This window comes from Acidovorax sp. GW821-FHT11A03, assembly GCF_058809075.1.
Genome location: NZ_JBXASG010000004.1, coordinates 188,103 through 209,830, shown reverse-complemented (window position 1 = coordinate 209,830; position 21,728 = coordinate 188,103). Strand labels below are relative to the sequence as shown.

At 67.8% G+C, this 21,728-nt stretch carries 24 protein-coding genes; 14 read left to right on the top strand and 10 right to left on the bottom strand.

What is annotated here, in order from left to right; all coding sequences use genetic code 11:
* Positions 1 to 53: 53 nt before the first annotated feature.
* The 10 genes from AC1RVY_RS11440 (at position 54) to AC1RVY_RS11395 (ending at position 9,446) form a co-directional block, all read left to right on the top strand.
* Entirely contained in the window at positions 54 to 1,259 is a 1,206-nt protein-coding gene (locus AC1RVY_RS11440; protein WP_218297139.1) for an HD-GYP domain-containing protein, read from the top strand.
* Positions 1,260 to 1,557: 298 nt separating this feature from the next.
* On the top strand, positions 1,558 to 2,148 hold the full coding sequence (locus AC1RVY_RS11435; RefSeq protein WP_492245173.1) for a glutathione peroxidase: 591 nt from the start codon (positions 1,558 to 1,560) through the stop codon (positions 2,146 to 2,148).
* 244 nt (positions 2,149 to 2,392) lie between these two features.
* Positions 2,393 to 3,700 (top strand): NAD(P)/FAD-dependent oxidoreductase, encoded by a 1,308-nt coding sequence (locus AC1RVY_RS11430; RefSeq protein WP_218339434.1) that lies wholly within the window; start codon positions 2,393 to 2,395, stop codon positions 3,698 to 3,700.
* A gap of 8 nt (positions 3,701 to 3,708) precedes the next feature.
* The gene (locus tag AC1RVY_RS11425) at positions 3,709 to 4,500 is read left to right on the top strand and encodes a DUF1365 domain-containing protein (RefSeq protein WP_492255437.1); all 792 of its coding nucleotides are present in this window, start codon (positions 3,709 to 3,711) and stop codon (positions 4,498 to 4,500) included.
* Between the two features lie 23 nt (positions 4,501 to 4,523).
* A complete protein-coding gene (locus AC1RVY_RS11420; RefSeq protein ID WP_218339435.1) occupies positions 4,524 to 5,753 on the top strand; it encodes an SAM-dependent methyltransferase in 1,230 nt (409 codons plus the stop codon).
* Between the two features lie 67 nt (positions 5,754 to 5,820).
* Positions 5,821 to 6,330 carry a chalcone isomerase family protein gene (locus tag AC1RVY_RS11415; RefSeq protein WP_492806814.1) on the top strand — a complete coding sequence of 170 codons (510 nt, stop codon included), beginning with the start codon at positions 5,821 to 5,823 and terminating at the stop codon, positions 6,328 to 6,330.
* On the top strand, positions 6,327 to 7,625 hold the full coding sequence (locus tag AC1RVY_RS11410; RefSeq protein ID WP_492806645.1) for an MFS transporter: 1,299 nt from the start codon (positions 6,327 to 6,329) through the stop codon (positions 7,623 to 7,625). The genes AC1RVY_RS11415 and AC1RVY_RS11410 overlap by 4 nt, the downstream gene beginning before the upstream one ends.
* Before the next feature lie 35 nt (positions 7,626 to 7,660).
* Positions 7,661 to 8,203: a DUF3833 domain-containing protein gene (locus AC1RVY_RS11405; protein ID WP_218297143.1), complete on the top strand. Its 543-nt coding sequence runs from the start codon at positions 7,661 to 7,663 to the stop codon at positions 8,201 to 8,203.
* The gene (locus AC1RVY_RS11400) at positions 8,200 to 8,982 is read left to right on the top strand and encodes an SDR family NAD(P)-dependent oxidoreductase (RefSeq protein ID WP_492806644.1); all 783 of its coding nucleotides are present in this window, start codon (positions 8,200 to 8,202) and stop codon (positions 8,980 to 8,982) included. Before AC1RVY_RS11405 ends, AC1RVY_RS11400 begins: the two co-directional genes overlap by 4 nt.
* Positions 8,983 to 8,987: 5 nt before the next feature.
* Complete coding sequence (locus AC1RVY_RS11395) at positions 8,988 to 9,446, top strand: nuclear transport factor 2 family protein (protein ID WP_492806643.1); 459 nt, start codon at positions 8,988 to 8,990, stop codon at positions 9,444 to 9,446.
* Positions 9,447 to 9,468: 22 nt separating this feature from the next.
* On the opposite strand, the gene AC1RVY_RS11390 is transcribed toward AC1RVY_RS11395, so the two are convergent.
* The 8 genes from AC1RVY_RS11390 to AC1RVY_RS11355 all read right to left on the bottom strand — a co-directional run bounded on the left by AC1RVY_RS11390 (position 9,469) and on the right by AC1RVY_RS11355 (position 16,915).
* Positions 9,469 to 10,374, bottom strand: a complete 906-nt coding sequence (locus AC1RVY_RS11390; RefSeq protein ID WP_369643722.1) for a sugar phosphate isomerase/epimerase family protein — start codon at positions 10,372 to 10,374, stop codon at positions 9,469 to 9,471.
* Between the two features lie 19 nt (positions 10,375 to 10,393).
* Positions 10,394 to 11,293 carry a VOC family protein gene (locus tag AC1RVY_RS11385; protein ID WP_218297147.1) on the bottom strand — a complete coding sequence of 300 codons (900 nt, stop codon included), beginning with the start codon at positions 11,291 to 11,293 and terminating at the stop codon, positions 10,394 to 10,396.
* A gap of 33 nt (positions 11,294 to 11,326) precedes the next feature.
* Positions 11,327 to 12,187, bottom strand: a complete 861-nt coding sequence (locus AC1RVY_RS11380; RefSeq protein WP_218297148.1) for a shikimate dehydrogenase — start codon at positions 12,185 to 12,187, stop codon at positions 11,327 to 11,329.
* A 132-nt stretch (positions 12,188 to 12,319) separates the two neighbouring features.
* Positions 12,320 to 13,324: a TRAP transporter substrate-binding protein gene (locus AC1RVY_RS11375; RefSeq protein WP_218297149.1), complete on the bottom strand. Its 1,005-nt coding sequence runs from the start codon at positions 13,322 to 13,324 to the stop codon at positions 12,320 to 12,322.
* Positions 13,325 to 13,391: 67 nt separating this feature from the next.
* Complete coding sequence (locus AC1RVY_RS11370) at positions 13,392 to 14,672, bottom strand: TRAP transporter large permease (protein WP_218297150.1); 1,281 nt, start codon at positions 14,670 to 14,672, stop codon at positions 13,392 to 13,394.
* 29 nt (positions 14,673 to 14,701) lie between these two features.
* A complete protein-coding gene (locus AC1RVY_RS11365) occupies positions 14,702 to 15,289 on the bottom strand; it encodes a TRAP transporter small permease (protein ID WP_492806642.1) in 588 nt (195 codons plus the stop codon).
* A 203-nt stretch (positions 15,290 to 15,492) separates the two neighbouring features.
* Positions 15,493 to 16,209: a TetR/AcrR family transcriptional regulator gene (locus tag AC1RVY_RS11360; RefSeq protein ID WP_218297152.1), complete on the bottom strand. Its 717-nt coding sequence runs from the start codon at positions 16,207 to 16,209 to the stop codon at positions 15,493 to 15,495.
* A gap of 91 nt (positions 16,210 to 16,300) precedes the next feature.
* Positions 16,301 to 16,915 (bottom strand): glutathione S-transferase N-terminal domain-containing protein, encoded by a 615-nt coding sequence (locus AC1RVY_RS11355; protein ID WP_218339443.1) that lies wholly within the window; start codon positions 16,913 to 16,915, stop codon positions 16,301 to 16,303.
* A gap of 104 nt (positions 16,916 to 17,019) precedes the next feature.
* On the opposite strand from AC1RVY_RS11355, the gene purB reads away from it, so the two are divergent.
* Positions 17,020 to 18,399: an adenylosuccinate lyase gene (purB, locus tag AC1RVY_RS11350; RefSeq protein ID WP_057271328.1), complete on the top strand. Its 1,380-nt coding sequence runs from the start codon at positions 17,020 to 17,022 to the stop codon at positions 18,397 to 18,399.
* Between the two features lie 79 nt (positions 18,400 to 18,478).
* Positions 18,479 to 19,039 carry a YaeQ family protein gene (locus AC1RVY_RS11345; protein WP_010464548.1) on the top strand — a complete coding sequence of 187 codons (561 nt, stop codon included), beginning with the start codon at positions 18,479 to 18,481 and terminating at the stop codon, positions 19,037 to 19,039.
* 75 nt (positions 19,040 to 19,114) lie between these two features.
* On the opposite strand, the gene AC1RVY_RS11340 is transcribed toward AC1RVY_RS11345, so the two are convergent.
* Positions 19,115 to 19,420: a putative signal transducing protein gene (locus AC1RVY_RS11340; RefSeq protein ID WP_010464546.1), complete on the bottom strand. Its 306-nt coding sequence runs from the start codon at positions 19,418 to 19,420 to the stop codon at positions 19,115 to 19,117.
* Positions 19,421 to 19,482: 62 nt separating this feature from the next.
* Positions 19,483 to 19,917 carry a DUF3717 domain-containing protein gene (locus AC1RVY_RS11335; RefSeq protein WP_218297155.1) on the bottom strand — a complete coding sequence of 145 codons (435 nt, stop codon included), beginning with the start codon at positions 19,915 to 19,917 and terminating at the stop codon, positions 19,483 to 19,485.
* Between the two features lie 471 nt (positions 19,918 to 20,388).
* On the opposite strand from AC1RVY_RS11335, the gene AC1RVY_RS11330 reads away from it, so the two are divergent.
* On the top strand, positions 20,389 to 21,123 hold the full coding sequence (locus AC1RVY_RS11330; RefSeq protein WP_218297156.1) for a TerC family protein: 735 nt from the start codon (positions 20,389 to 20,391) through the stop codon (positions 21,121 to 21,123).
* 89 nt (positions 21,124 to 21,212) lie between these two features.
* Positions 21,213 to 21,671 (top strand): hypothetical protein, encoded by a 459-nt coding sequence (locus tag AC1RVY_RS11325; protein ID WP_218339445.1) that lies wholly within the window; start codon positions 21,213 to 21,215, stop codon positions 21,669 to 21,671.
* Positions 21,672 to 21,728: the final 57 nt, after the last annotated feature.

Genomic DNA, 21,728 nt, shown 5'->3' with positions numbered 1-21,728 from the left:
GGGTTGACCAGGGTTTGGTGGCGCGCCAGTCGTTAGATAATGTAACGAGCACCATGAACCTCGTCAGCCTGAACATCGAATCCATTCAGCTTGGCCACCCGCTGCCCTTCGTGCTGCGGGGGGCCGATGGCGTGCTGCTGGCGCAAAAGGGCTATGTCATCCGCACCCGGGACGAGCTGGCCAAGATGGTGGCGCGGGGCCGCCAGCTGTGCGTGGACACCGATGAATCCGGCGACAGCCACCGCGCCTACCTGGCGCAGCTGCAGCGCATGCTGATCGCGGACACCAACCTGGGCGAGATCGCCGCCATGCAGATGACGGCGGCCGACGACCCGGCGGGGCGCGGGCGCGGAGGCCGGGCCCTGCCCGACTGGCCCGAGCTGCAGCTGCGCGCCACGCAACTGCTGCGCGCGCCGTCCCCGTCGGACTTTGGCGGGCGCTTCCAGGCGCTGCACGACGAACTCTCGCGCCACTGTGAGCAGACGCCCGATGTCACCCTGCTGGCCCTGATCTACCTGTCGGCCCAGGAAACCCGCATGTACAGCGCCACCCACTCCATGCTGGTGGCCTGCGTGTGCATGGTGGTCGCGCGCGAGATGCTGCGCTGGCCCGAGGGCCGGGTGCAGCAGCTCGGGCATGCGGCCTTGTCCATGAACATCGCCATGACCGAACTGCAGGACCAGCTGGCCCAGCAGACCCACCCCCTGACTGCCCAGCAGATCGCGGCCGTGGAAGACCACGCATCACGGTCCGAGGCGCTGCTGCGCTCGCTGGGCGTGGCCGACACCGCATGGCTGGAGGCCGTGCGCTGCCACCACCACCGCACGCCTGGCCCGCTGGCCAAGAAGACGGAAGCCCAGCAGATGGCCCGGCTGATCCAGCGCGCCGATATCTTTGGCGCCCGCATGGCGCCCCGCGCCGCCCGCTGGCCCATGCCGGTCACGGCGGCCATGCAGGCGAGCTACTACGATGAGGAGCACCAGGTGGACGAGGCCGGTGCAGCGCTCGTCAAGACGCTGGGCGTGTATCCGCCAGGGGCCTTTGTGCGGTTGGCCAGCCAGGAGGTGGGTGTCGTCATCCGCCGAGGTACGACGGCCACCACGCCCAAGGTAGCGGTGGTGACCAACCGGGACGGCATGCCCACGGGCGAGCCGATTCCCCGCGACACCGGCATGCCGCCCTGGAAAGTCACGGGCGTGGTCGCCTTCAAGGACGTGCGGGTCAAGCTCCCGCTCGACCGCCTGCTCAACCTGGGCTGATCTTTTCGGCCCCGCAGCGGGGCCGCACCCGATGCGGGTGAACGCCCCCTCGCCCGGTGTGGCCGCCATGGGCACTCCCTGGCCCGCTTTTCAACGCTCCCACGGGGGCTGATGCCCGGCATCCGGCTTGCATCCGATGCCCGCCTGGCCGTGCGCCACGCAATACCCCCTTCCCGCTGCCGGGAATCTGAATCCAGTGGCCATCCATCGGCGTATACCAATGAGTACAAATAAAAACTCATGTGGACAAAAAATGATGGAATGGTTAAATTGCCCACACCACTGCGCTATGAGTCCTATGAAAACCTCTTCCAGACGCCTTTTTCCGGCCACGGGCCTTCTTGTCCTCGCAATGGCCGCCGGGCTTGCCCCTCGCGCGTGGGCGGCGGACGCGGAAAGCTGCCCGGCCACCTTGCAGCACACCTTTGCACGGCTGCAGGACGAAAAGCCGCAGTCGCTGTGCCAGTACAGCGGAAAGGTCGTGCTGGTGGTCAATACCGCCAGCTTCTGCGGCTTCACCGGCCAGTACAAGGGGCTCGAGGAGCTGTATGCCCGGTACAAGGACAAGGGCCTCGTCGTGCTGGGCTTTCCGTCCAACGACTTTTCGCAGGAGAGCGGCAGCAACCAGCAGATCGCGGACTTCTGCGAGAACACCTTCGGCGTGAAATTCCCGATGTTCGCCAAGAGCAGCGTGAAGGGCGCGGACGCCTCGCCGCTGTTTCGCCAGCTGGCACAGCTGTCGGGCACCGCGCCGCGCTGGAACTTCCACAAATACCTGCTGGGCCGCGACGGCAAGCTGGTCGACCAGTACTCCAGCCTCACCGCCCCTGACAACAAGGGCCTGGTGCGCGCCATCGAACAGCAACTCGCTGTTGCCGCTCCACGGTGATTGCAATGTTTTCTTTACGTTTCTTTAAAAAAAACCGGCGCGGGGCCTGGAACTTCCGCGCGAGGGCCCCACTCTATTCCCTGCACGCTGCGATTGCGTGGCGTACAGTTTTAGTGTTGCGAAGCCTTTCGGGCCCCCGGGTTCCGACTGACCTCCTGGAGCGCTTCTCCTCCCTCCCTCTCTTATTCGTTTCGGGACGCTTCGCAACCTTTTTATTCCAGGCACCGGCCAGAGGGGGCCGGCCATGAAAATCGCCATCATCGGCTCCGGCATCTCCGGACTGGCGGCCGCGCACCGGCTGCGTGGCCAGGCGCACATCACCCTGTATGAGGCCGGCGACCACTTTGGCGGCCACACCCACACCGTGGATGTCACGCTGCGGGATGCCAGCGGCCGGCTGGTCACGCAGGGCGTGGACACCGGCTTTCTCGTCTTCAACGAACGCACCTATCCGCAGCTGATCCGCCTGCTGGCCGAACTGGGCGTGCAGACGTGCCGGTCCGACATGTCGTTCTCGGTGCAGGTGCCCGGGGCCCGGGGCGGCCGGCCGCTGGAGTGGAGCGGCACGAACCTGGGCACCGTCTTCGCGCAGCGCGCCAACCTGGTCAGCCCGCGCTTTCTGGGCATGCTGGCGGACCTGCTGCGGTTCAACCGCCTGTGCACCCGCATCGCCGAGGCCGGGGCCGATGCGGCGCTCATGCAGCCCCTGGGCGACTTCCTGCGCGAGCACCGCTTTGGCGATGCCTTCCGCGACTGGTACTTCCTGCCCATGCTGGGCTGCATCTGGAGCTGCCCGACCGACCAGATGCTGCAGTTTCCGGTGGCCACCCTGATCCGGTTCTGCCACAACCATGGCCTCCTCCAGGTGAGCGACCGTCCGCAGTGGTGGACGGTCGCGGGGGGCGCGCGCCACTATGTGGACAAGATCGTGGCCGGTATCGCGGACACGCGCCTGTCGACCCCCGTGCGCCGCATCGAGCGCGATGCGGCCGGCGTGCGGGTGGTGACCGATGGCGGCACCGGGCATTTCGACCAGGTCGTCGTGGCCACGCATTCCGACCAGGCGCTGGCGCTGCTCGCGCGGCCCACGCCCCAGGAACGCGCCGTGCTGGGCGCCATCCGCTACCAGGCCAACCGCGCGGTGCTGCATACCGACACCGCGGTGCTGCCCGCGCGCCGCGCCGCCTGGGCCGCGTGGAACTATGAGCGCGCCGCGCAGCCCGGCCGCGAATCGGCGCGCGTGTGCCTGCACTACCTCATCAACCAGCTGCAGCCCGTGCCCTTCGCGCAGCCCGTGGTCGTCTCGCTCAACCCCGTGCGCGAGATCGCGCCCGACCAGGTGATCGGCAGCTACGACTACGCCCACCCGGTGTTCGACCTGGCCGCCATTCGCGCGCAGCGGCAGGTGGCCGAGATCCAGGGCCATGGGCACACCTGGTTCTGCGGGGCGTGGACGGGCTACGGGTTCCACGAAGACGGACTGAAGTCCGGGCTCGCCGTGGCCGAACAGGTGCTGGCCCGCCAGCCCGCTCCCCTGGCGGAGGCCGCATGAACATCGGCATGGGCACCGCTCCCGAGGCCCCGCAGCCGCTGATCGGCTTTGGCCAGGTGCGCCATGCGCGGCTGCGGCCCCGGCGGCATGCGTTTGCCTACCCCACGTTCTTTCTCCTGCTGCCCCTGCGCACCATGGGCGCCGCAGCGCCGGGCCCGCTGGCCGTGAACCGGCGCGGCGCCATCAGCTTTCACGACACGGACCATGGCGACGGCCGCAGCGCCGCGCAGGGCGGGGCGCTGGCCTGGCTGGACGAGCTGCTGCGCGCCGAAGGCATTGCCGACGCCACCGGCGAAGTCTGGCTGCACTGCTACCCGCGCGTGCTGGGCTACACCTTCAAACCCGTGAGCTTCTGGTACTGCCACCGCGCCGACGCCAGCCTGCGCGCCATCGTGGTGGAAGTGAACAACACCTTTGGCGAGCGGCACTGCTACCTGCTGGACGCGCCCCGCTACGGCGTGGAACTGCGGGCGCGCAAGGTGTTCCATGTCTCGCCCTTCTGCGAGGTGGGCGGGGGCTACCGCTTTCGCTTCCTGCGCACGGCGGGCGGGCCCGCCGATGCGGGCCGCACCGTGGCGCGCATCGACTACGACGACGACGCCGGACCGCTGATCGAGACCAGCGTGAGCGGCACCCTGCACCCCATCACGGGGCAGACGCTGCGCCGGGCCCTGTGGGGCTACCCGGCCATGACGCTGGCCGTCATCGCGCGCATCCACTGGCAGGCCTTGCGGCTGTGGCTCAAGCGCGTGCGCTTTCACCGCAAGCCCGAGGCCCCTGCCTCCATCGTGACCCGTTGACCCCACAGCCCGACGAGACCGCCATGAACACGACCACGACCACCGGTGCCGCCCTGCACGCCACCCTGCCCGCCGGCACGCCGGCTGCCGCGCGCACGGCCCTTCGGCTCCTGCAGGGGCTGCAGCATGGCAACCTCACGGTGCAACTGCCGGACGGCACGCTGCAGCACTTCGGCCAGGGGGGCGGCCTCTCGGCGGCCATCACGCTCAGGAACTGGAACGTGTGCAGCGCGGCGCTCAGGTCGGGGGACATCGGCTTCGCCGAGAGCTACATCGCGGGGGACTGGACCACGCCGCACCTCACCGACCTGATCAAGCTCTTCATCGCCAACCGCCAGCAGGTGGAAGGCGTGATCTATGGAAGCTGGGCCGGACGCCTGCTGTACCGCATCAAGCACCTGCTCAACCGCAACACGCGCGCCAACAGCCAGAAGAACATCCATGCGCACTACGACCTGGGCAATGCGTTCTACGCGCTGTGGCTGGACGACACGATGAATTACTCGTCCGCCTGGTTCGAAGGCGATGCGGGCGGCGACATGCGCAAGGCCCAGCATGCCAAGGTGCGCCGCGCCCTGAGCCAGGCGGGGGTGCGGCCGGGGCACCGCGTGCTCGAGATCGGCTGCGGCTGGGGGGCGCTCGCCGAGATGGCGGCCACCGAGTTCGGCGCATCGCTGACCGGTGTGACCCTGTCCACCGAGCAACTGGCCTTCGCGCAAGGGCGCATGGCGGGGCAGGGGGTGGAGCACCAGGCCGATTTGCGGCTGCAGGACTACCGCGACATCCACGATGGCCCCTACGACGCCATCTGCTCCATCGAGATGGTCGAGGCCGTGGGCCGCGAGTACTGGCCCACCTACTTCCAGTCGGTGAACCGCCTGCTCAAGCCCGGTGGCAAGGCCTGCATCCAGAGCATCGTCATCGACGACAGCCTGTTCGAGCGCTACATCAGCTCCACGGACTTCATCCAGCAGTACATCTTCCCGGGCGGCTGCCTGCCGTGCCCGCGCGAGTTCCGCCGCGAGGCCGAGGCCGCGGGCCTGCGCGTGGTGGACGAGTTCGCCTTTGGCCAGGACTATGCCGAAACGCTCAGGCGCTGGCGTGACCGCTTCGTGGCCCAGCGCACGCAGATCCTGCAGCTGGGGTTCGACCAGCGCTTCCTGCACATCTGGGAGTTCTACCTGGCGTACTGCGAGGCGGCGTTTGCGATGAGCAACATCGACCTGGTGCAGTACACGCTGGCCAAGGATTGAGATTGCTATGAAAAATATAGCTGCCACCGCGTGTTTTATCTGCGCTGCAGCCGCTTTTCATTCCAGCATGGCTGTGGCGCAAGGGGCAGGGGCGGCCCAGGCCACGGCGGCGCCGCTGTCCGGCGTGCGCCTGGCGGGCCAGGGCGTGCTCCGGTTCCTGGGTTTCGAGGTCTACCGCGCCCGCCTGTGGGTGCAGCCCGGCTTTGATGCCGACAACTACGGCGCCCAGCCGCTGGCGCTGGAGCTGACCTACCACCGCGACTTCACGGCGGAGGCCATCGCCAGGCGCTCCATCGAGGAAATGCGCCGCGTGGGCAGCTTCACGCCCCAGCAGGCCGCGCGCTGGCAGCAGGCGCTGCAGGCGGCGCTGCCGGACGTGAAGGCGGGCGACCGCCTTCTGGGCATTCACCAGCCGGGCGTGGGGGCGGTGTTCAGGATGGCCGGGCGCGTGGTGGGCGAGGTGCCCGATGCCGAGTTCTCGCGCCTGTTCTTCGGCATCTGGCTCTCGCCCCAGACCTCCGAACCCAGGCTGCGCCAGGAACTGCTGGGCGCGACCCGCGCCATGGGGCAGCCATGACCCGCACCACCCAGCCCCTGCGCGCCCGTCACGGCCTGGCCTATGGGCTGCTGGGCCTGCCCCTGGCGTTTGTGGCGCTGCCGCTGTACGTGCTGCTGCCCAACCACTATGCCCGCGAGTTCGGCATGCCGCTGGCCACGCTGGGCTCGGTGCTGCTGGCGGCGCGGTTGTTCGATGCGGTGTCGGACCCGCTGCTGGGCCGCCTCTGCGACCACCTGTTCGGCCGCTCGGTGCGTGCCGTGCTGGCGGCGGGCGCGGTGTCGGCCATGGTGCTCGCACTGGGGCTGACCGGCCTGTTCTTTCCGCTGGTGCGCGGGGCCGATGGGCTGACCGCCTGGGCCCTGGTGGCGCTGCTCATCACCTACACGGCCTACAGCCAGCTGGGCATTGCGCACCAGGCGTGGGGCGCGCGCCTGGGCGGCGACGAACTGCAGCGCGGCCGCATCGTGGCATGGCGCGAAGGCGCCGCGCTGGCGGGCGTGGTGCTGGCCTCGGTGCTGCCCGCGCTGCTGGGGCTGCCGGTCATGCTCGGCGTGTTTGCCATGGCCTTGCTGCTGGGCTGGTGGGCCTGGACGCGCGCGCCGCGCCCCCCGGCGCATGCGGGTGGCGCCGTGGCGGGCGGGTATCGCCCGTCGCGGCGCGCCAGCCTGTGGCGGCCGTGGGGGCGCCCCGCGTTCCGCCGCCTGCTGGCGGTGTTCATGCTCAACGGCATTGCCAGCGCCATCCCGGCCACGCTGGTGCTGTTCTTCATCCAGGACCGCCTGCAGGCTCCACCCGCCCAGGAGCCCCTGTTCCTCGCGGCCTACTTCGTCTGCGCCGCGCTGTCGATCCCGTTGTGGCTGCGCGCCGTGGCGCGCTGGGGCCTGGCGCGCACCTGGCTGGCGGGCATGCTGCTGGCGGTCGCAGTGTTTGTGTGGGCCGCGTTCGTGGGGGTGGGCGATGTGCTGCCCTTCCTCGCGGTCTGCGCGCTGTCGGGCGTGGCGCTGGGCACCGACCTGGCGCTGCCCGGCGCCCTGCTGGCCGGCGTGATCGCGGCCGAGGGCGACAGCGGCCAGCACGAAGGCGCGTACTTCGGCTGGTGGAACTTCGCCACCAAGCTCAACCTGGCGCTGGCCGCGGGCCTGGCGCTGCCCCTGCTGGGCTGGCTGGGCTACATCCCCGGCACGCGCGGCGACGGCGGCTTGCAGACCCTGGGCATCGCCTATGCGGTGCTGCCCTGCGTGCTCAAGCTGATGGCGGCGGCGGCGCTCTACGCCCTGCTCCTGCGGCGTCCCCGCAGCGCAGCGATTGTTTGAATGAACCTGTCCGAACCGACCCCAGGGCCCACCCCATGATGCAACGACGCCTCCTCCTTTCCGCCGTGGCGGCTGCGCCCGTGGCCCTGTCCGGCTGCGCCAGCCCGGGCATCGAAGGCTATGCCAGCGAGAAGCCCGTGCTGGACCTGGCCCGGTATTTCAACGGCAAGATCGACGCCTGGGGCATCTTCCAGGACCGCAGCGGCCAGATCGTCAAACGCTTCACTGTGGTCATGGATTGCCAGTGGCAGGGCAACGAGGGCGTGCTCGACGAGGCCTTCACCTATTCGGACGGCACCACCCAGCGCCGCATCTGGCGCCTGACCCAGCACGCCGACGGCCGTACCACCGGCACCGCCGACGACGTGGTGGGCACGGCCCACGGGCAGGCGCGGGGCAACGTCTTCCGCTGGAACTACACGCTGGCCCTGCCGGTGGATGGCACGGTCTACCACGTCGACCTGGACGACTGGATGGTTCTCATCGACGACCGCGTGATGCTCAACCGCGCCACCATGAGCAAGTTTGGCGTGCGCCTGGGCGAGATCACGCTGTCGTTCACCAGGCGCGCGCCATGAGCCTGAACCCACCGCTGCGCGACTGGCAGGGCCGCAGGGCCTGGGTGATCGGTGCGTCCAGCGGCATCGGGCGCGCCACGGCGTCGGCCCTGCATGCGCGCGGTGCGCAGGTCACGGTGTCGGCCCGCAGCGGCGATGCGCTCGATGCCTTTGCCGCCCAGCACCCCGGCAGCCTGGCCCTGCCCCTGGACATAGCGCAGCCCGAGCAGGTGCAGACCGCCGCCGCACGGGTGCTGTCCGGGGGCGTGCCCGAACTGGTGTGCTACTGCGCCGGCACCTACCGCGACATGCGCGCCACCGACCTGGATCTGGCCGACATGCTGCGCCACGGGCAGATCAACTACAGCGGCGTGCTGCACGTGCTGGCGGCCGTGCTGCCCGCCATGCTGGCCGCGGCGCACGCGGGGCGCCCCGGGCATGTGAGCGTGGTCAGCAGCGTGGCGGGGTTCCGGGGGCTGCCCAGGAGCCTGGCCTACGGGCCGACCAAGGCTGCGCTCATCAACCTGGCCGAGTCGCTGTACCTGGATCTGCACGGCTTGGGGCTTGGCGTGAGCGTGATCAACCCCGGGTTCGTGGCCACGCCGCTCACGGCGGGCAACGACTTCACGATGCCCGCGCTGATCTCGCCCGAGGCGGCGGCGGCGGCCATCTTGCAGGGCTGGGAGCGGGGGCATTTCGACATCCACTTCCCCAAGCGCTTCACGCGGGTGATGAAACTGCTGCGCGTGTTGCCGTATCGGTGGTACTTTCCTGCGGTCCGCAAGTTCACGGGACTCTGAGCGCCATGCTGCAGCCACCTCGCACCACAACCTCCACCGAAGAAGCCGTCACCCGCGTGGTGGCCTTCTTCGAGACCCTGGCCCCGGCCGACGTGGCGGCACTGGGCCGCCTGTACGCGGCCGATGCGCGCTTCAAGGACCCGTTCAACGAAGTGCGGGGCCTGCCCGCCATCCAGGCCATCTTCGACCACATGTTCGAGGCGCTGGAGCAGCCGCGTTTCGTGGTCACCGGCCGCGTGGTGCAGGGCCCGCAGTGTTTCCTGACCTGGGAGTTCCTGTTCGCCTTCAAGGGCTTTGACAAGGGCGTGACGCAGACCGTGCGCGGCGCCTCGCACCTGGTGTTCGATGACCAGGACCTGGTGGCGCTACACCGCGACTACTGGGACGCCGCCGAAGAACTGTACGAAAAGCTGCCGGTGGTGGGCGCGCTGATGCGCTGGCTCAAGAAACGCGCCAACAGTTGATTGTTGGCCGTTGACGCATTGATCACGCCAGCGTTTTGATGCGCGGGTGCCCCGGCAGCGGCACCGCGCGCTGCAGCACTCCCTCGGCCAGCCACAGGGCGCTGTTCCATGCCCGCTGCGCCACGTAGGGCAGCGGCAGCTGCTGATAATCGTCGTTGAAGACCTCGAAGCTGTAGTCGCCCTGGTAGCCCATGCCGTCGAGCGTGCGCACCAGCTCGGCCAGCGCCTGGCTGTGCACGCCCTCGCCCGGGAACACGCGGAAGTGCCGCGCCGTGTCGATGCGCTCCTGCACCGTGCGGGTCTCCTGCCACATGAAGTCCGAGAGCTGCACCAGATAGATCTTGGCGGGGTCCACGTCGGCCAGCGCCGTGAGCGGCGTGCTGGTGGCGAACTGGTGGTACGAGTCGATGGCGAGGCCGAGGTTGGGGCAATCCGCCTGCTCGACCGCGGCCCAGGCCTGGTGCACCTCGTTGATGTGCCGTCCCCAGGAGAGGCCTTCGAAGGCCACGCGGATGCCGTGCGGCAGCGCCAGCAGGGCGAGCTTGCGCAGGTCGCGGGCAATCGCGTCGGCATCGGCGGTGGCATGCGACGAGGTGGAGCTGCAGGCCAGCAGCACCGGCGCGCCGAGGTCGCGCGCCATCAGGATCATCTGCTTGGCGATGTCCACCTTGTAGCTGTGCAGGTGGCCCGACAGGCCCTCGAAGTCGCGCAGCACCTGGAAGCCCGTCACGCGCAGGCCGCTGCTGCGCACGGCGTGCACGGCCGCCTCGATGCCCTGCGGATGGCCCACGATGTCGCGGGCCGCCAGCATGATCTGGCCGAAACCCGCCGCCTTGACGGCGGCCAGCTTGGCCTCCAGCGGGCCGGCCAGGCTGATGGTGTCCATGCCGAAGTCGGCGACGTTGCGTTGCATGGTCGAAGTGCGCATCGAGGTCTCCGGGCGGTGGTCAGCGGGCGTCGAGAACCAGCTCGAAGCTGGGCGAGCCGGCATCGGCCCGCGTGAGCGCGCCGCGCGTGCCCGTGTGCACCCCCGTGGGGGATTCCACGAAGTCCACGCCCCGGGCGCGCAGCGCGTTCACCGTGGCCAGCACGTCCGGCGTGCCGAACGCCACGCGCTGCAGCAGTTCCTCGGGGTCGGCATCGAGCGCATCCACGAGCGGCTCGATCAGCTGCCAGTGCAGGGTGCCGCAGGGGCTGGCCAGGATGCGGCCATGCGTGAGCACGCCGAACGACTGGTCGGGCGCCAGCTCGGCGAAGCCGAACAGTTCGCCGTAGAAATGGATCCAGTCAGGCGCCCTGCCCAGGCCGATGTATTGCACCACGCCGAACAGATGCAGGCCCTGCAGCGCGGGCGGGCGGGGATTCACGGTGGGGATGGGGATGAAATCCACCTCGTAGATCGAGAATTCCTTCCAGCGGTCCACGAAGTAGATGCGGCTCGCGCCCACGCCGTGGATGGCGGGAATGTTCAGCTCCATCACCTGGACCTCGGTGTGCACGGCCCAGGCGCCCAGCTCCAGCACGCGGCGGTAGGCGGCGGCTGCGTTGCCCACACGGAAGGCGATGGCGGCGAGCACGGGGGTTTCCGCCAGGGCCGACGGCGCGTGCGGCCCGGTGCGCTCTTCGTCCTGGTGCGCGTTCACGATGATGTTCATGTCGCCCTGCCGGTACAGCAGGACCTCGCGCGAGCGGTGGCGCGCCACCGGCTGGAAGCCCATGCGCTCCAGCGCCTGCCCCAGCGCCTGCGGGCGGCTGGTGGCGTATTCGATGAACTCCACCCCCTGCAGTCCCAGGGGGTTGGGCAGGTCTCCGAGCGCCTCGCGGGCGGCCATCATCGGGGTGCTCATGCGTTGGACTCCTTGCGTGTGGTTGCGGTGGTGTCAGCGCGGGCTGACGAGCCGGCGAAAGTGGGCGTCCATCCGGTCCGCGTCGGGCGCCACGCCGGTGAACAGTTCAAAGGCACCCACCGCCTGGCCCACGGCCATGCCGCCCCCGTCCGAGACGCGGCAGCCCAGTGCGCGCGCGGCCTGGACCAGGGCGGTGTCGAGCGGGAAGTACACGACCTCGGACACCCACAGCGCGGGGCGCAGCAGGCCCGTATCGAGGGGCAGGCCGGGCAGCTTGTCCATGCCCGTGGGCGTGGCGTGGATCAGCCCGGTGGCCCGCGCCATGGCCGCGTGGATCTCGCCGGCCTCGGCCCGGGGGCCATAGAGCGCATTCACGTCGGCGGCCAGTTGCGCGGCCCGTTCGGGCTGCGCATCGACGATGGTCAGGTGCCGTGCACCCAGGCGCAGCACGGCATGCGCGATGGCGGCGCCCGCACCGCCCGCGCCCAGCAGCACGACGCGGCCGAGGTCGGCGCCCGGCAGCGCACGGGTGAAGCCCCGGGCCCAGCCTGACCCGTCCGTGTTGTGCCCCACGAGCTTGCCATCGTGGACCACGACCGTGTTCACGGCCCCCATGGCTTGCGCTTCTTCCGACAGGCTGTCGAGGTAGGGGATCACGGCCTGCTTGCACGGGTAGGTCACGTTGCAGCCGGCATAGCCCATGATGCGTGCCGCCGACAGCAGCGTGGGCAGCTGTGCGGGAGAAGACGCCGAGCGGTCCAGGTCGATCAGCTGGTAGTGCAGGCGCATGCCGTGGTGCCGCGCCTCCTCTTCGTGCAGGGCGGGAGACAGCGACTTCTGGATGCCGGCACCGATCAGCCCGATCAGCACCTTGCGGGGGCTTGTGGAAGACATGGCGGATGCGGTGGATGACACCGGGGGATCAAGGAGCTGGGTGCTCATGGGCGGGTTGCGTGGAGGACGCGCTGGCGTGTGGGCGTTGGTGCCCGCACCGCAGCGCGGGGGTGGCTGCTGCGTTGCGATGGCCTACTTGCCGCCGCGCAGCTTGGCCAGCGTGGCATAGACCTCTTGCACGGTCTCGGCGCCCACCTTGTCGCTGTGCTTTTCCACCACGGGCTTGACCTTGGCGCGCAGCTTGTCGACTTCCGCCGGCGAGAACTCGGTGACCTGCATGCCGGCCTTCTTGAGCTCTTCGAGCGCCACGTCGGCCTGCGAGCGCGAGACGCTGCGCTGGAACGCGGTGGCCTCGGCCATGGCTTCGGTCACGGCCTTCTGGTCGGCGGGATTCAGGCTGTCCCAGAACTTCTTGCTCACGATGACCGCCTGCGGGTTGTACATGTGGCGCGTGATGGTCAGGTGCTTTTGCACCTCGGCGAACTTGGACGACAGGATGGTGGAGAACGGGTTCTCCTGGCCGTCCACGGCCTTTTGCTCCATGGCCGTGTACAGCTCGGGGAACGGCATGGGCACGGCGTTGGCGCCCAGCGCGTTGAACATGTCGATGTAGATGGGCGACTGGATCACGCGGATCTTGAGGCCCGCGATGTCCTCGGCCTTGGTGATGGGGCGCTTGCTGTTGGTCAGGTTGCGAAAGCCCAGTTCCCAGTAGCCCAGGCCCACCAGGTTCTTGGCCGCGAGCTTGTCGAGCAGCTTCTTGCCGAAGGGGCCGTCGGTCACGGCATCGGCCTCCTGGGGCGAGGCGAACAGGAACGGGAAGTCGTAGATGCCGAATTCCTTGGCCTGCGCGGACAGGATGCCGGCGTTGAGCACCGTCATCTCCACGGTGCCGCCTTGCAGCGCCGAGACGGTCTGCAGGTCGCCGCCCAGCGTGCCGCCAGGAAAAAGCTTGACCGCGATGCGGCCGCTGGTCTTGGCCGCGACGAGGTCGGCGAATTTCTGAGCGCCCTGGGCCTGCGGGTGCTCCTTCTGGTTCTGGAACGCGAACTTGATGGTGCGTTCCTGGGCATGCGCACCGGGCAGCAGCGAAGCCGCGACGAGGGCGGTGGCGAGCAGGGTCTTCAAGAGTTTCATGGATGTCTCCTTGGGTTTTGGGCGGGGCAGAAACAGGAAGGAACGGAAGGCGGGAGGGGCACGGGAATCAGCCGCCGAGCCAGCGCAGGGGCACGGTGACGAGCGAGGGGAACGCGACCAGCAGGAACATCACCACGAACTGCGCCAGCATGAAGGGCATCACGCCGCGCGTGACCTGGCCCATGGAGATGCGCCCGACGCCCGCCACCACGTTGAGCACGGTGCCCACGGGCGGCGTGATGAGGCCGATGGAGTTGTTGATGATGAACAGCACGCCGAAGTAGACGGGGTCGATGCCTGCGGCCTTGACCACCGGCATGAGCACGGGCGTCATGATGAGGATGGTGGGCGTCATGTCCATGGCCGTGCCGACCACCATGACCAGCACCATGATCGCCACCAGCAGCAGGGTGGGGTTGCCCATGAAGGGTTCGAGCATGCCGATGACCTTGGACGGCAGGTCGGCCACGGTGATGAGCCAGGCCGACACCATGGCGGCGGCCACCAGGAACATGATCACGGCGCTGGTTCGCGCGGCCGCCTGGAAGATGCCCACCAGCTGGCGCCACGAGAGCTCGCGGTACACCGCCATGGAGACGACGAGCGCATACATCGCGGCCACCACGGCGGCCTCTGTGGGCGTGAAGACACCCATGCGCAGGCCCACCAGGATGATGATGGGCAGGCCCAGCGCCCAGGCGGCCTCGCGCAGCGCCACCTTCAGTTCGGCGCGGGTGGCGCGCGGTGGAGGCATGACGTTTTCACGGCGGCCGAGCCACCACCACGTGACCGCGAGTGAGACGGCCAGCAGCAGACCGGGGAAGATGCCCGCGAGGAATAGCTTGCTGATGGACACATTGGCCGCCACGCCAAAGATCACGAAGCCGATGGACGGCGGAATGATGGGGCCGATGACGCCCGCCGAGGCGATGAGTCCGGCCGAGCGCTCCTTGCTGTGGCCCGCGACCACCATCATGGGCAGCAGCAGCGAGGTCAGCGCGGCCGCGTCCGCCACCGCAGAACCCGACACCGCCGACAGGATCACCGCCGCCATGATGACCACATAGCCCAGCCCGCCAGGGATGTGGCCGACCAGGGCCAGCGCCAGCTTGACGATGCGCCTGGACAGGCCGCCCACGTTCATGATCTCGCCCGCGAGCATGAAGAAGGGCACGGCCAGCAGCGGAAAGCTGTCCGCGCCGTTGATAACGTTCTGCGCCAGGATCTGCGCATCGAACAGATCGAGGTGCCACATCAGCGCCACGCCGCTGAGCAGCAGCGCGTAGGCGATGGGAATGCCGATGGCCATGGCCAGCAGCAGGGAGCCGAGGAAGATCGCGACGGTCATGGGAGGTGTTCCGGGCTGGTTGTCTGTCGTCAGGGCCTGTTCGCGCCCGGGGTGTCGGCGGCCGCTTGCGCGTCCCGCTGGATCTGCTCCAGCGCGGCGGCCTCCTCGCTCTCCTGCACCATGATCAGCTCATGGTCGGCCAGGGGGACGAACAGGGTGCGCAGCAGGTCGCGCAGCAGGATGGCGATGGCCGAGGCGCCCATGAGCACGCCGCTGGCGTAGAAGATGCCCACGGAGGCGCCGGTCACGGGGGCTTCGGTTTCCCAGTTGATGACCGTCTGCGACCAGCTGCCCGTGAGCAGCAGCCACGACACATAGAGCATGGCCACCTGCGCCATCAGGAGGCAGATCTTCTTGCCCAGCGTGGGCAGGCGCGAGACCAGGGCGTCCACGCCCAGGTGGCCATGTTCGCGCAGCGCCACCACGGCGCCCATGAAGGTCAGCCACACGAACAGCCAGCGCGACAGCTCTTCGGAGATGGTGATGCCGGAGTTGAAGGTGTAGCGCAGCACCACATTGCCAAAAACGAGCACCACCATGATGGCCAGGCACAGGCCCGCCAATGCATCCAGCACGCGGGTGTATCCCCGCAGCACGCGGTCGGCCAGTGCGAACATGGTGTCTCCAGTCGTTGTGGTTGAAAGGCTGGAAGAATTTTGTACGAACTGGTTAGTATTTGATCTAGGTGCAAACCCTGAACGCCGTTTTGCCGTAGCGGCCGCAGCCGCGTGGGGACGCAATGCTCCCCGGCGCGGTGCTGCATCGCGCTGCGGCGTGTTCAGAGGGAGAGGGCGTGGTGGCGCGCGCCGGCGCCGGTGGTTCAGGGGCGCAGGAAGCGCACGATCATCTCGATGATCGATTCCCGGCGTTGCGCCGTGGCGGCCGGGGTGTCGAGCGAGCGCTTGAAGATCGCGCCGAACGTATGGCGGTTGGCCACGTTGAAGAAGCACAGCGCCGAGATCGACATGTGCAGGTCCACCGGGTCCACGTCGGGGCGGAAGACGCCGGCAGCCACGCCGCGCTGGTACACGTTGTGCACCGCGTGGATGACGGGAATGTTGAGTTCCTGGATGGTCGTGGAGCGGCTGATGAACTCGCCCCGGTGCATGTTTTCATTCATCACCAGGCGGATGAAATCGGGGTTGGCGAGCTGGTAGTCCACCGTGAACCCGACCAGCGTGCGCAGCGCCTGCTCGGGCGCCAGGTCTTCCAGGTGCAGTTCCGATTCGATGCGGCGGATGCGCCGGTAGGCATCCTCCAGCACAGCGACATACAAGCCTTCCTTGCTACCGAAGTAGTAGTAGATCATGCGCTTGCTGGTGCTGGTCAGCGCCGCGATCTCATCGATGCGCGCCCCCGCCAGGCCCTTGTCGGCAAACTCCGCCGTGGCCACCTGCAGGATGTTGGCCATGGTGCGGTCGGGGTCGTTGACGCGCACCCGGTCCGCGCCCGGCGTGGCGGCGGCGTCGCGCGCCGCGCGTTGCCGGCTGGCGCGCGCGCCAAGGGCCTTGGGGATGTTTTGAACCATTTCGTTCATAAGCTGCGTAGCATACGGCATGCCCGCCACGCCGTGCCGCAAGCCCGTGAGCGGCGTCCGGCCGTGCGGCCCCGCGCCGCTGGCGGGCGGCTCAGCTGGGCCTGGTGTCCGCGAAGCTCGGGCGCAGCATCAGCTTGTCCAGCAGCTTGCCCAGGTTGGGGTATTCATTGCGCCAGGCGATCTCCGGAAAGCGGAATTCCAGCCAGCCCAGCGCACAGCCCACGGCGATGTCGGACAGGCTCAGGTGGATGCCGCTGCAAAACGGCTTGTCGCCCAGGCCCTGGCTCATGGATTTGAGGCTGTCGTGCACCTTGCGCAGCTGGCGGTCGATCCAGGCCTGGCTGCGTTCGCTGTCCTTGCGGTGGGCCCAGGTGGCTTCCAGCCGCGCGAGGATGGCGGCGTCCACCACGCCATCGGCCAGGGCTTCCCAGGTCTTGACCTCGGCGCGTTCGCGGCCCTGGGTGGGGATGAGCTTGCCCACCGGGGACAGGGTGTCCAGGTATTCCACGATCACGCGCGAATCAAACACGGCTTCGCCGCCCTCCATCACCAGGCAGGGCACCTTGCCCAGCGGGTTGGAGGTGGAGATATGGGTGTCGTCCGCCCAGACGTTTTCCTGTACGAACTGGTAGTCGAGCTTTTTTTCAGCCATCACGATCCGCACCTTGCGGACGTAGGGACTGGCAGAGGCTCCGATCAATTTCATGGTTTGTCTTCCAGTGCGCGGGTAAGCAGAACAATTCGAGTTTGATTCTATCGGCAGCGGCCTGCGCGGGGCTGACTGATGCGCGGCGCCTACAATTGCGCGCCATGAGCCTGTCCACCATCACCGCCCTGTCGCCGCTTGACGGCCGTTACGCCAGCAAACTTGCCGCCCTGCGCCCGATCATGAGCGAACATGGCTACATGCACCGCCGCGTGCAGGTGGAAGTGGCCTGGTTCATCGCCCTCTCGGACGCTGGTTTTGCCGAATTCAAGCCTCTCACGACCGGCGCCCGCGCCTACCTGCTGGGCCTCATCAAGAACTTCTCCGAGGCTGACGCCGCGGCCATCAAGGAGATCGAAAAAACAACAAACCACGACGTGAAGGCCGTGGAGTACTGGATCAAGAGCAAGTTCGAAGCGCGCCCCGAGCTGGAAAAAGCCTCGGAGTTCGTCCACTTTGCCTGCACCAGCGAAGACATCAATAACACCAGCCACGCGCTGCAACTGCGCTCGGGCCGCGACCAGGTCGTGCTGCCGGGCCTGGACCGCATCGTGCTCAAGCTGCGCGAAATGGCGCACGCCTACGCCGACGTGCCCATGCTCAGCCGCACCCACGGCCAGACCGCCAGCCCGACCACCGTGGGCAAGGAGATGGCCAACGTGGTCATGCGCCTGCAGACGGCCTGCGAGCGCGTGGCCGCCGTCAAGATCATGGGCAAGATGAACGGCGCCGTGGGCAACTACAACGCCCACCTGTCCGCCTGGCCCGATTTCGACTGGGAAGCCTTCAGCAAGAAGGTCATCGAAACCCCCGAGCCGCTGGGCCTGGGCCTGACCTTCCAGCCTTACAGCATCCAGATCGAGCCGCACGACTACATGGCCGAGCTGTTCGACGCGGTGGCACGCGCGAACACCATCCTCATCGACCTGTCGCGCGACATCTGGGGCTATGTGAGCCTGGGCTACTTCAAGCAGCGCCTGAAGGCTGGCGAGATCGGTTCCAGCACCATGCCGCACAAGGTCAACCCCATCGACTTTGAAAACGCCGAGGGCAACCTGGGCCTGGCCAATGCGCTGCTCAAGCACCTGTCCGAAAAACTGCCGATCAGCCGCTGGCAGCGCGACCTGACCGACAGCACCGTGCTGCGCAACATGGGCGTGGCCCTGGGCTACGCGGCGCTGGCCTATGCCTCGCTGCTGACCGGCCTGAACAAGCTGGAGCTGAACGAAGAGGCCCTGGCCGAAGACCTGGACGCCTCGTGGGAAGTGCTGGCCGAGCCCATCCAGACGGTGATGCGCCGCTTTGGCGTGCAGGGCGCTTACGAAAAACTGAAGGAAGTCACGCGCGGCAAGACCGTGACGGCCGAGGCGCTGCACGGGCTGATCCATTCGCTGGAAATCCCCCAGGCCGAAAAGGACCGGCTGCTGGCGATGACGCCGGGCAGCTACGTCGGCAAAGCGGCCGAGCTGGCTCGCCGGGTCTGATCTCAGGTTTTTCAGCCTTTTTGGCCTCTGGCGCTTGCCTGTCAAGCGCTGGCAGCTATCTATTTAGTAGTGAGGCTGCATGGCCATCAAATCCACCATCTTCAAGGCGAATCTCCAGATCGCCGACATCGACCACGGCTACTACGCCGACCATGCGCTCACGCTCGCCCGCCATCCCAGCGAGACGGATGAGCGCATGATGGTCCGCTTGGCCGCCCTGGCCATTGCCGCGCACCAGCTCAACGACCTGTGCAATGGCGACGCCACGCTGGCGTTTGGCGCGGGCCTGTCGGACCCCGATGACCCGGATGCGTCGCTGACCGACTTCACGGGCCGCAAGCGCGTCTGGATCGAGGTGGGCCAGCCGGAAGACAAGCCGCTCACCAAGGCCTGCAGCAAGGCCGATTCCGTGATCGTCTACTGCTTCAACCACGCCGCGGAAATCTGGTGGAAGGGCATCGAGACCAAGTTGTCGCGGCTGGAAAAGCTGCAGGTGTGGCGCATTCCCACCGAGGCCTCCCAGGCGCTCGCCCAGCTGGCCGAGCGCAGCATGCAGCTGCAGGCCACGGTGCAGGAGGGCGCGATCACCCTGAGCAGTACCCAGGGCAGCGTACATGTGGAGCCCGTGCGCTGGAAGTGACGGAAATACTGGTAAAAATGGCCTCTGGCGCTTAATAAATAAGCGCTAGCAGCTATTAATTTAGTAGTCGCTGATTCAATCCCGTGGCATGAGCGTGCCACATTGCCAGCACTGCTCGAACCCGCCTTCGACCGTCTCCCCACACTGGCATGCCCAGCGGCGCTGCGGCAAATCTTGCAGTTCCTGCAGCAGAGTACGAGCGCGGGCGGCGTGTTCGTCGTAGTCCAGCCAGATTTCGGGCAGGCACTGGTCGGGCGGCAGGTGCCCCGCCGCAGCGCCCAGATACTGGCGCTGCACGGACGCCGCCATGCCCGCCTCGCACAACAAGTCCGCCCACAGCGTGGCGATGGCGATGTTCGGGGCTTGGGTGAGGCGCAGCATGGGACCACCATAGCGGTTTGAACGCCTGGCGTACAGTCCCCGCGGGGCGCGGGCCCCAGCCGCTATGGTGCCTCGGCCGGTGTCCGGGATGCGCCTTCGGCGGCACGCTCCGCATAGCGGTTGAACCGCCACGCGGAATGCTCCAGCGTGATGCGCCGCCACACCGTGCGTTTCTCGACAGGTGTCATCGCCGGCCAGAACTGCACCTCGTCAAAAGTCCGTCCGCAGCCCTTGCACAGGTCATCGCCCTGGCTGGTGGAGCAGATGGCGATACAGGGCGTGTCGGGGGTCGTGTCATACCAGGCCTGCCAGGCGGCCAGCGCATCGAGGGGGAAGCTGTCCTCGTCCACGGCATCCTCGCGCCGGTACACCATCAGCGCATACACCTCCCCCAGGGCGCGGATCTGCGGCGCCAGGGTGACTCCATCGGGCGATGGCGCGCGGCCGCGCCAGTGGTTGATGGCGGCTTCGATGTCGGTGATGTGAATGGCGGCCATGGGCGATTGCGCGAAGGGGGCTGGATCATAGCCGCGCGGGCAAGGCAATCCTTGCAAAGGTGTTATGCCCCGGCGGACCGCCATCGCGTCGCATACGCAATAACCACAATCGCGCCGCACTTGCGCGTCCGTGCTGGCGATGTTCCAATCGACGCTTCGAAGGGGAGTAGCTCCCGACTTGCATTCCGGCACGGCCAGGCGCTGGCGATTGGGAAGCGAGGCATCGGAACCGTCGTCAATACGAAGCGAAACATCGCTTCCGGCGGTCCGGGTTCAGCGCACCACCAGGGCGCCGGACTGAGCAAGACCTTTGATGGGCCCGCCAGGGCTGATCAAGGCCGCCCTTCGCATTCACGCCCCAGCCCCGGGGCCGTCCTGATCCTCCTGCCGCAGGCCCTCTATCCCTTGGGCGGACTCGGCGCTACAGTGGCGGCGAGACCCTCCTTCGCGCACATTGATACTGAGGACTTTATGGACTTTTTGGCTTCGCCCGAATTCTGGCTCGCACTCGGCCAGATCATCATCATCGACATCCTGCTGGGCGGCGACAACGCGGTGGTCATCGCGCTGGCCTGCCGCAAGCTGCCTCCCGCACAGCGGACCAAGGGCATCATCTGGGGCACAGCTGGCGCCATCGTGCTGCGCGTGATCCTGATCGCCTTCGCGATGACCTTGCTGGCGCTGCCGTTCCTCAAGTTCGTGGGCGCGCTGCTGCTGGTGTGGATCGGCGTCAAGCTGCTGGCCCCCGATGAAGAAGGCCACGGCGACGTGCAGGGCAGCGACAAGCTGCTGGCCGCCATCAAGACCATCATCGTCGCCGACCTTGTGATGAGCGTGGACAACGTGATCGCCATCGCGGGCGCGGCACAGAATGCGGGCGACCACTCGTTCCTGCTGGTGGTGCTGGGCCTGCTGATCTCCATCCCGATTATCGTCTGGGGCAGCCAGCTGGTCATCAAGCTCATGGAGCGCTTCCCCATGATCATCACGCTCGGCGGCATGCTGCTGGGCTGGATCGCTGGCGGCATGCTGGTGACGGACCCCGCCTTCTCCAACCCCGACAAATGGCAATGGATGCTGAAGCTGCCGCAGACGGATGTGATCAAGTACGGCGCCAGCGTGGCCGGTGCCCTGCTCGTCTTGCTGGCGGGCAAGATCATCCTTGCACGCCGTGCGGCCGCGGCACCTGCCGAGCAGCAGGGCTGAGGAATAGAGGCAACAATCTGAACCGGCCAGGAGAAAAAGGGGGGGCGTTCAGCCCCCCTTTTGTTCTTGGCACCAACAGGAGAGGCGGTATGGACAGAGTCATCGTGTATGTGGACGACGCGGCATATGCGCAGCAGGTGCTGGCACCCTTGTTCGCCCGTGACGCGGCTGCCCAGACGCAGTGGGTGCTGGTGGCATGCGCGCCGCGAATGACCCACCGCATCAGCAAATGGGTGAGCCACAGCGCGCGGGAGAACTGGCGGCTCAAGTGGGCAGACAAGCTGTTCGCCCAGATTCTTCCCGTGCTGCGGGTGCCTGCGGGCAGGGTGACCACGGTGCTGGCCAAGGGGCCGCTGGCCGAACTCACGGACCAGCTCCAGGCTGCGGGGGCGTCTGTCGCCCAGGTGGTGGATGCCCGCCGGCCGAAGACCGACATGCCCCAGGAGCCCGCCCGTCCCGACAACAACAAGCGCTGGTCGCCGCTGCCCGGAACGCTGGGCAGCCTGCTGACGGGCTTCGGGGCGTTGTGGGTGCTCGCACTCGAGTAGACCGGCGGCGGGCCTGCATGGGCGCCTTCTTCCCGGCGTCGGGGGGCGAGGGGCCTG

Coding starts and splice junctions, on each gene's coding strand:
- AC1RVY_RS11440 (WP_218297139.1), top strand. CDS start 54: ATGAACCTCGTCAGCCTGAACATCGAATCCATTCAGCTTGGCCACCCG.
- AC1RVY_RS11435 (WP_492245173.1), top strand. CDS start 1,558: ATGAAAACCTCTTCCAGACGCCTTTTTCCGGCCACGGGCCTTCTTGTC.
- AC1RVY_RS11430 (WP_218339434.1), top strand. CDS start 2,393: ATGAAAATCGCCATCATCGGCTCCGGCATCTCCGGACTGGCGGCCGCG.
- AC1RVY_RS11425 (WP_492255437.1), top strand. CDS start 3,709: ATGGGCACCGCTCCCGAGGCCCCGCAGCCGCTGATCGGCTTTGGCCAG.
- AC1RVY_RS11420 (WP_218339435.1), top strand. CDS start 4,524: ATGAACACGACCACGACCACCGGTGCCGCCCTGCACGCCACCCTGCCC.
- AC1RVY_RS11415 (WP_492806814.1), top strand. CDS start 5,821: ATGGCTGTGGCGCAAGGGGCAGGGGCGGCCCAGGCCACGGCGGCGCCG.
- AC1RVY_RS11410 (WP_492806645.1), top strand. CDS start 6,327: ATGACCCGCACCACCCAGCCCCTGCGCGCCCGTCACGGCCTGGCCTAT.
- AC1RVY_RS11405 (WP_218297143.1), top strand. CDS start 7,661: ATGATGCAACGACGCCTCCTCCTTTCCGCCGTGGCGGCTGCGCCCGTG.
- AC1RVY_RS11400 (WP_492806644.1), top strand. CDS start 8,200: ATGAGCCTGAACCCACCGCTGCGCGACTGGCAGGGCCGCAGGGCCTGG.
- AC1RVY_RS11395 (WP_492806643.1), top strand. CDS start 8,988: ATGCTGCAGCCACCTCGCACCACAACCTCCACCGAAGAAGCCGTCACC.
- AC1RVY_RS11390 (WP_369643722.1), bottom strand. CDS start 10,374: ATGCGCACTTCGACCATGCAACGCAACGTCGCCGACTTCGGCATGGAC.
- AC1RVY_RS11385 (WP_218297147.1), bottom strand. CDS start 11,293: ATGAGCACCCCGATGATGGCCGCCCGCGAGGCGCTCGGAGACCTGCCC.
- AC1RVY_RS11380 (WP_218297148.1), bottom strand. CDS start 12,187: ATGTCTTCCACAAGCCCCCGCAAGGTGCTGATCGGGCTGATCGGTGCC.
- AC1RVY_RS11375 (WP_218297149.1), bottom strand. CDS start 13,324: ATGAAACTCTTGAAGACCCTGCTCGCCACCGCCCTCGTCGCGGCTTCG.
- AC1RVY_RS11370 (WP_218297150.1), bottom strand. CDS start 14,672: ATGACCGTCGCGATCTTCCTCGGCTCCCTGCTGCTGGCCATGGCCATC.
- AC1RVY_RS11365 (WP_492806642.1), bottom strand. CDS start 15,289: ATGTTCGCACTGGCCGACCGCGTGCTGCGGGGATACACCCGCGTGCTG.
- AC1RVY_RS11360 (WP_218297152.1), bottom strand. CDS start 16,209: ATGAACGAAATGGTTCAAAACATCCCCAAGGCCCTTGGCGCGCGCGCC.
- AC1RVY_RS11355 (WP_218339443.1), bottom strand. CDS start 16,915: ATGAAATTGATCGGAGCCTCTGCCAGTCCCTACGTCCGCAAGGTGCGG.
- purB (WP_057271328.1), top strand. CDS start 17,020: ATGAGCCTGTCCACCATCACCGCCCTGTCGCCGCTTGACGGCCGTTAC.
- AC1RVY_RS11345 (WP_010464548.1), top strand. CDS start 18,479: ATGGCCATCAAATCCACCATCTTCAAGGCGAATCTCCAGATCGCCGAC.
- AC1RVY_RS11340 (WP_010464546.1), bottom strand. CDS start 19,420: ATGCTGCGCCTCACCCAAGCCCCGAACATCGCCATCGCCACGCTGTGG.
- AC1RVY_RS11335 (WP_218297155.1), bottom strand. CDS start 19,917: ATGGCCGCCATTCACATCACCGACATCGAAGCCGCCATCAACCACTGG.
- AC1RVY_RS11330 (WP_218297156.1), top strand. CDS start 20,389: ATGGACTTTTTGGCTTCGCCCGAATTCTGGCTCGCACTCGGCCAGATC.
- AC1RVY_RS11325 (WP_218339445.1), top strand. CDS start 21,213: ATGGACAGAGTCATCGTGTATGTGGACGACGCGGCATATGCGCAGCAG.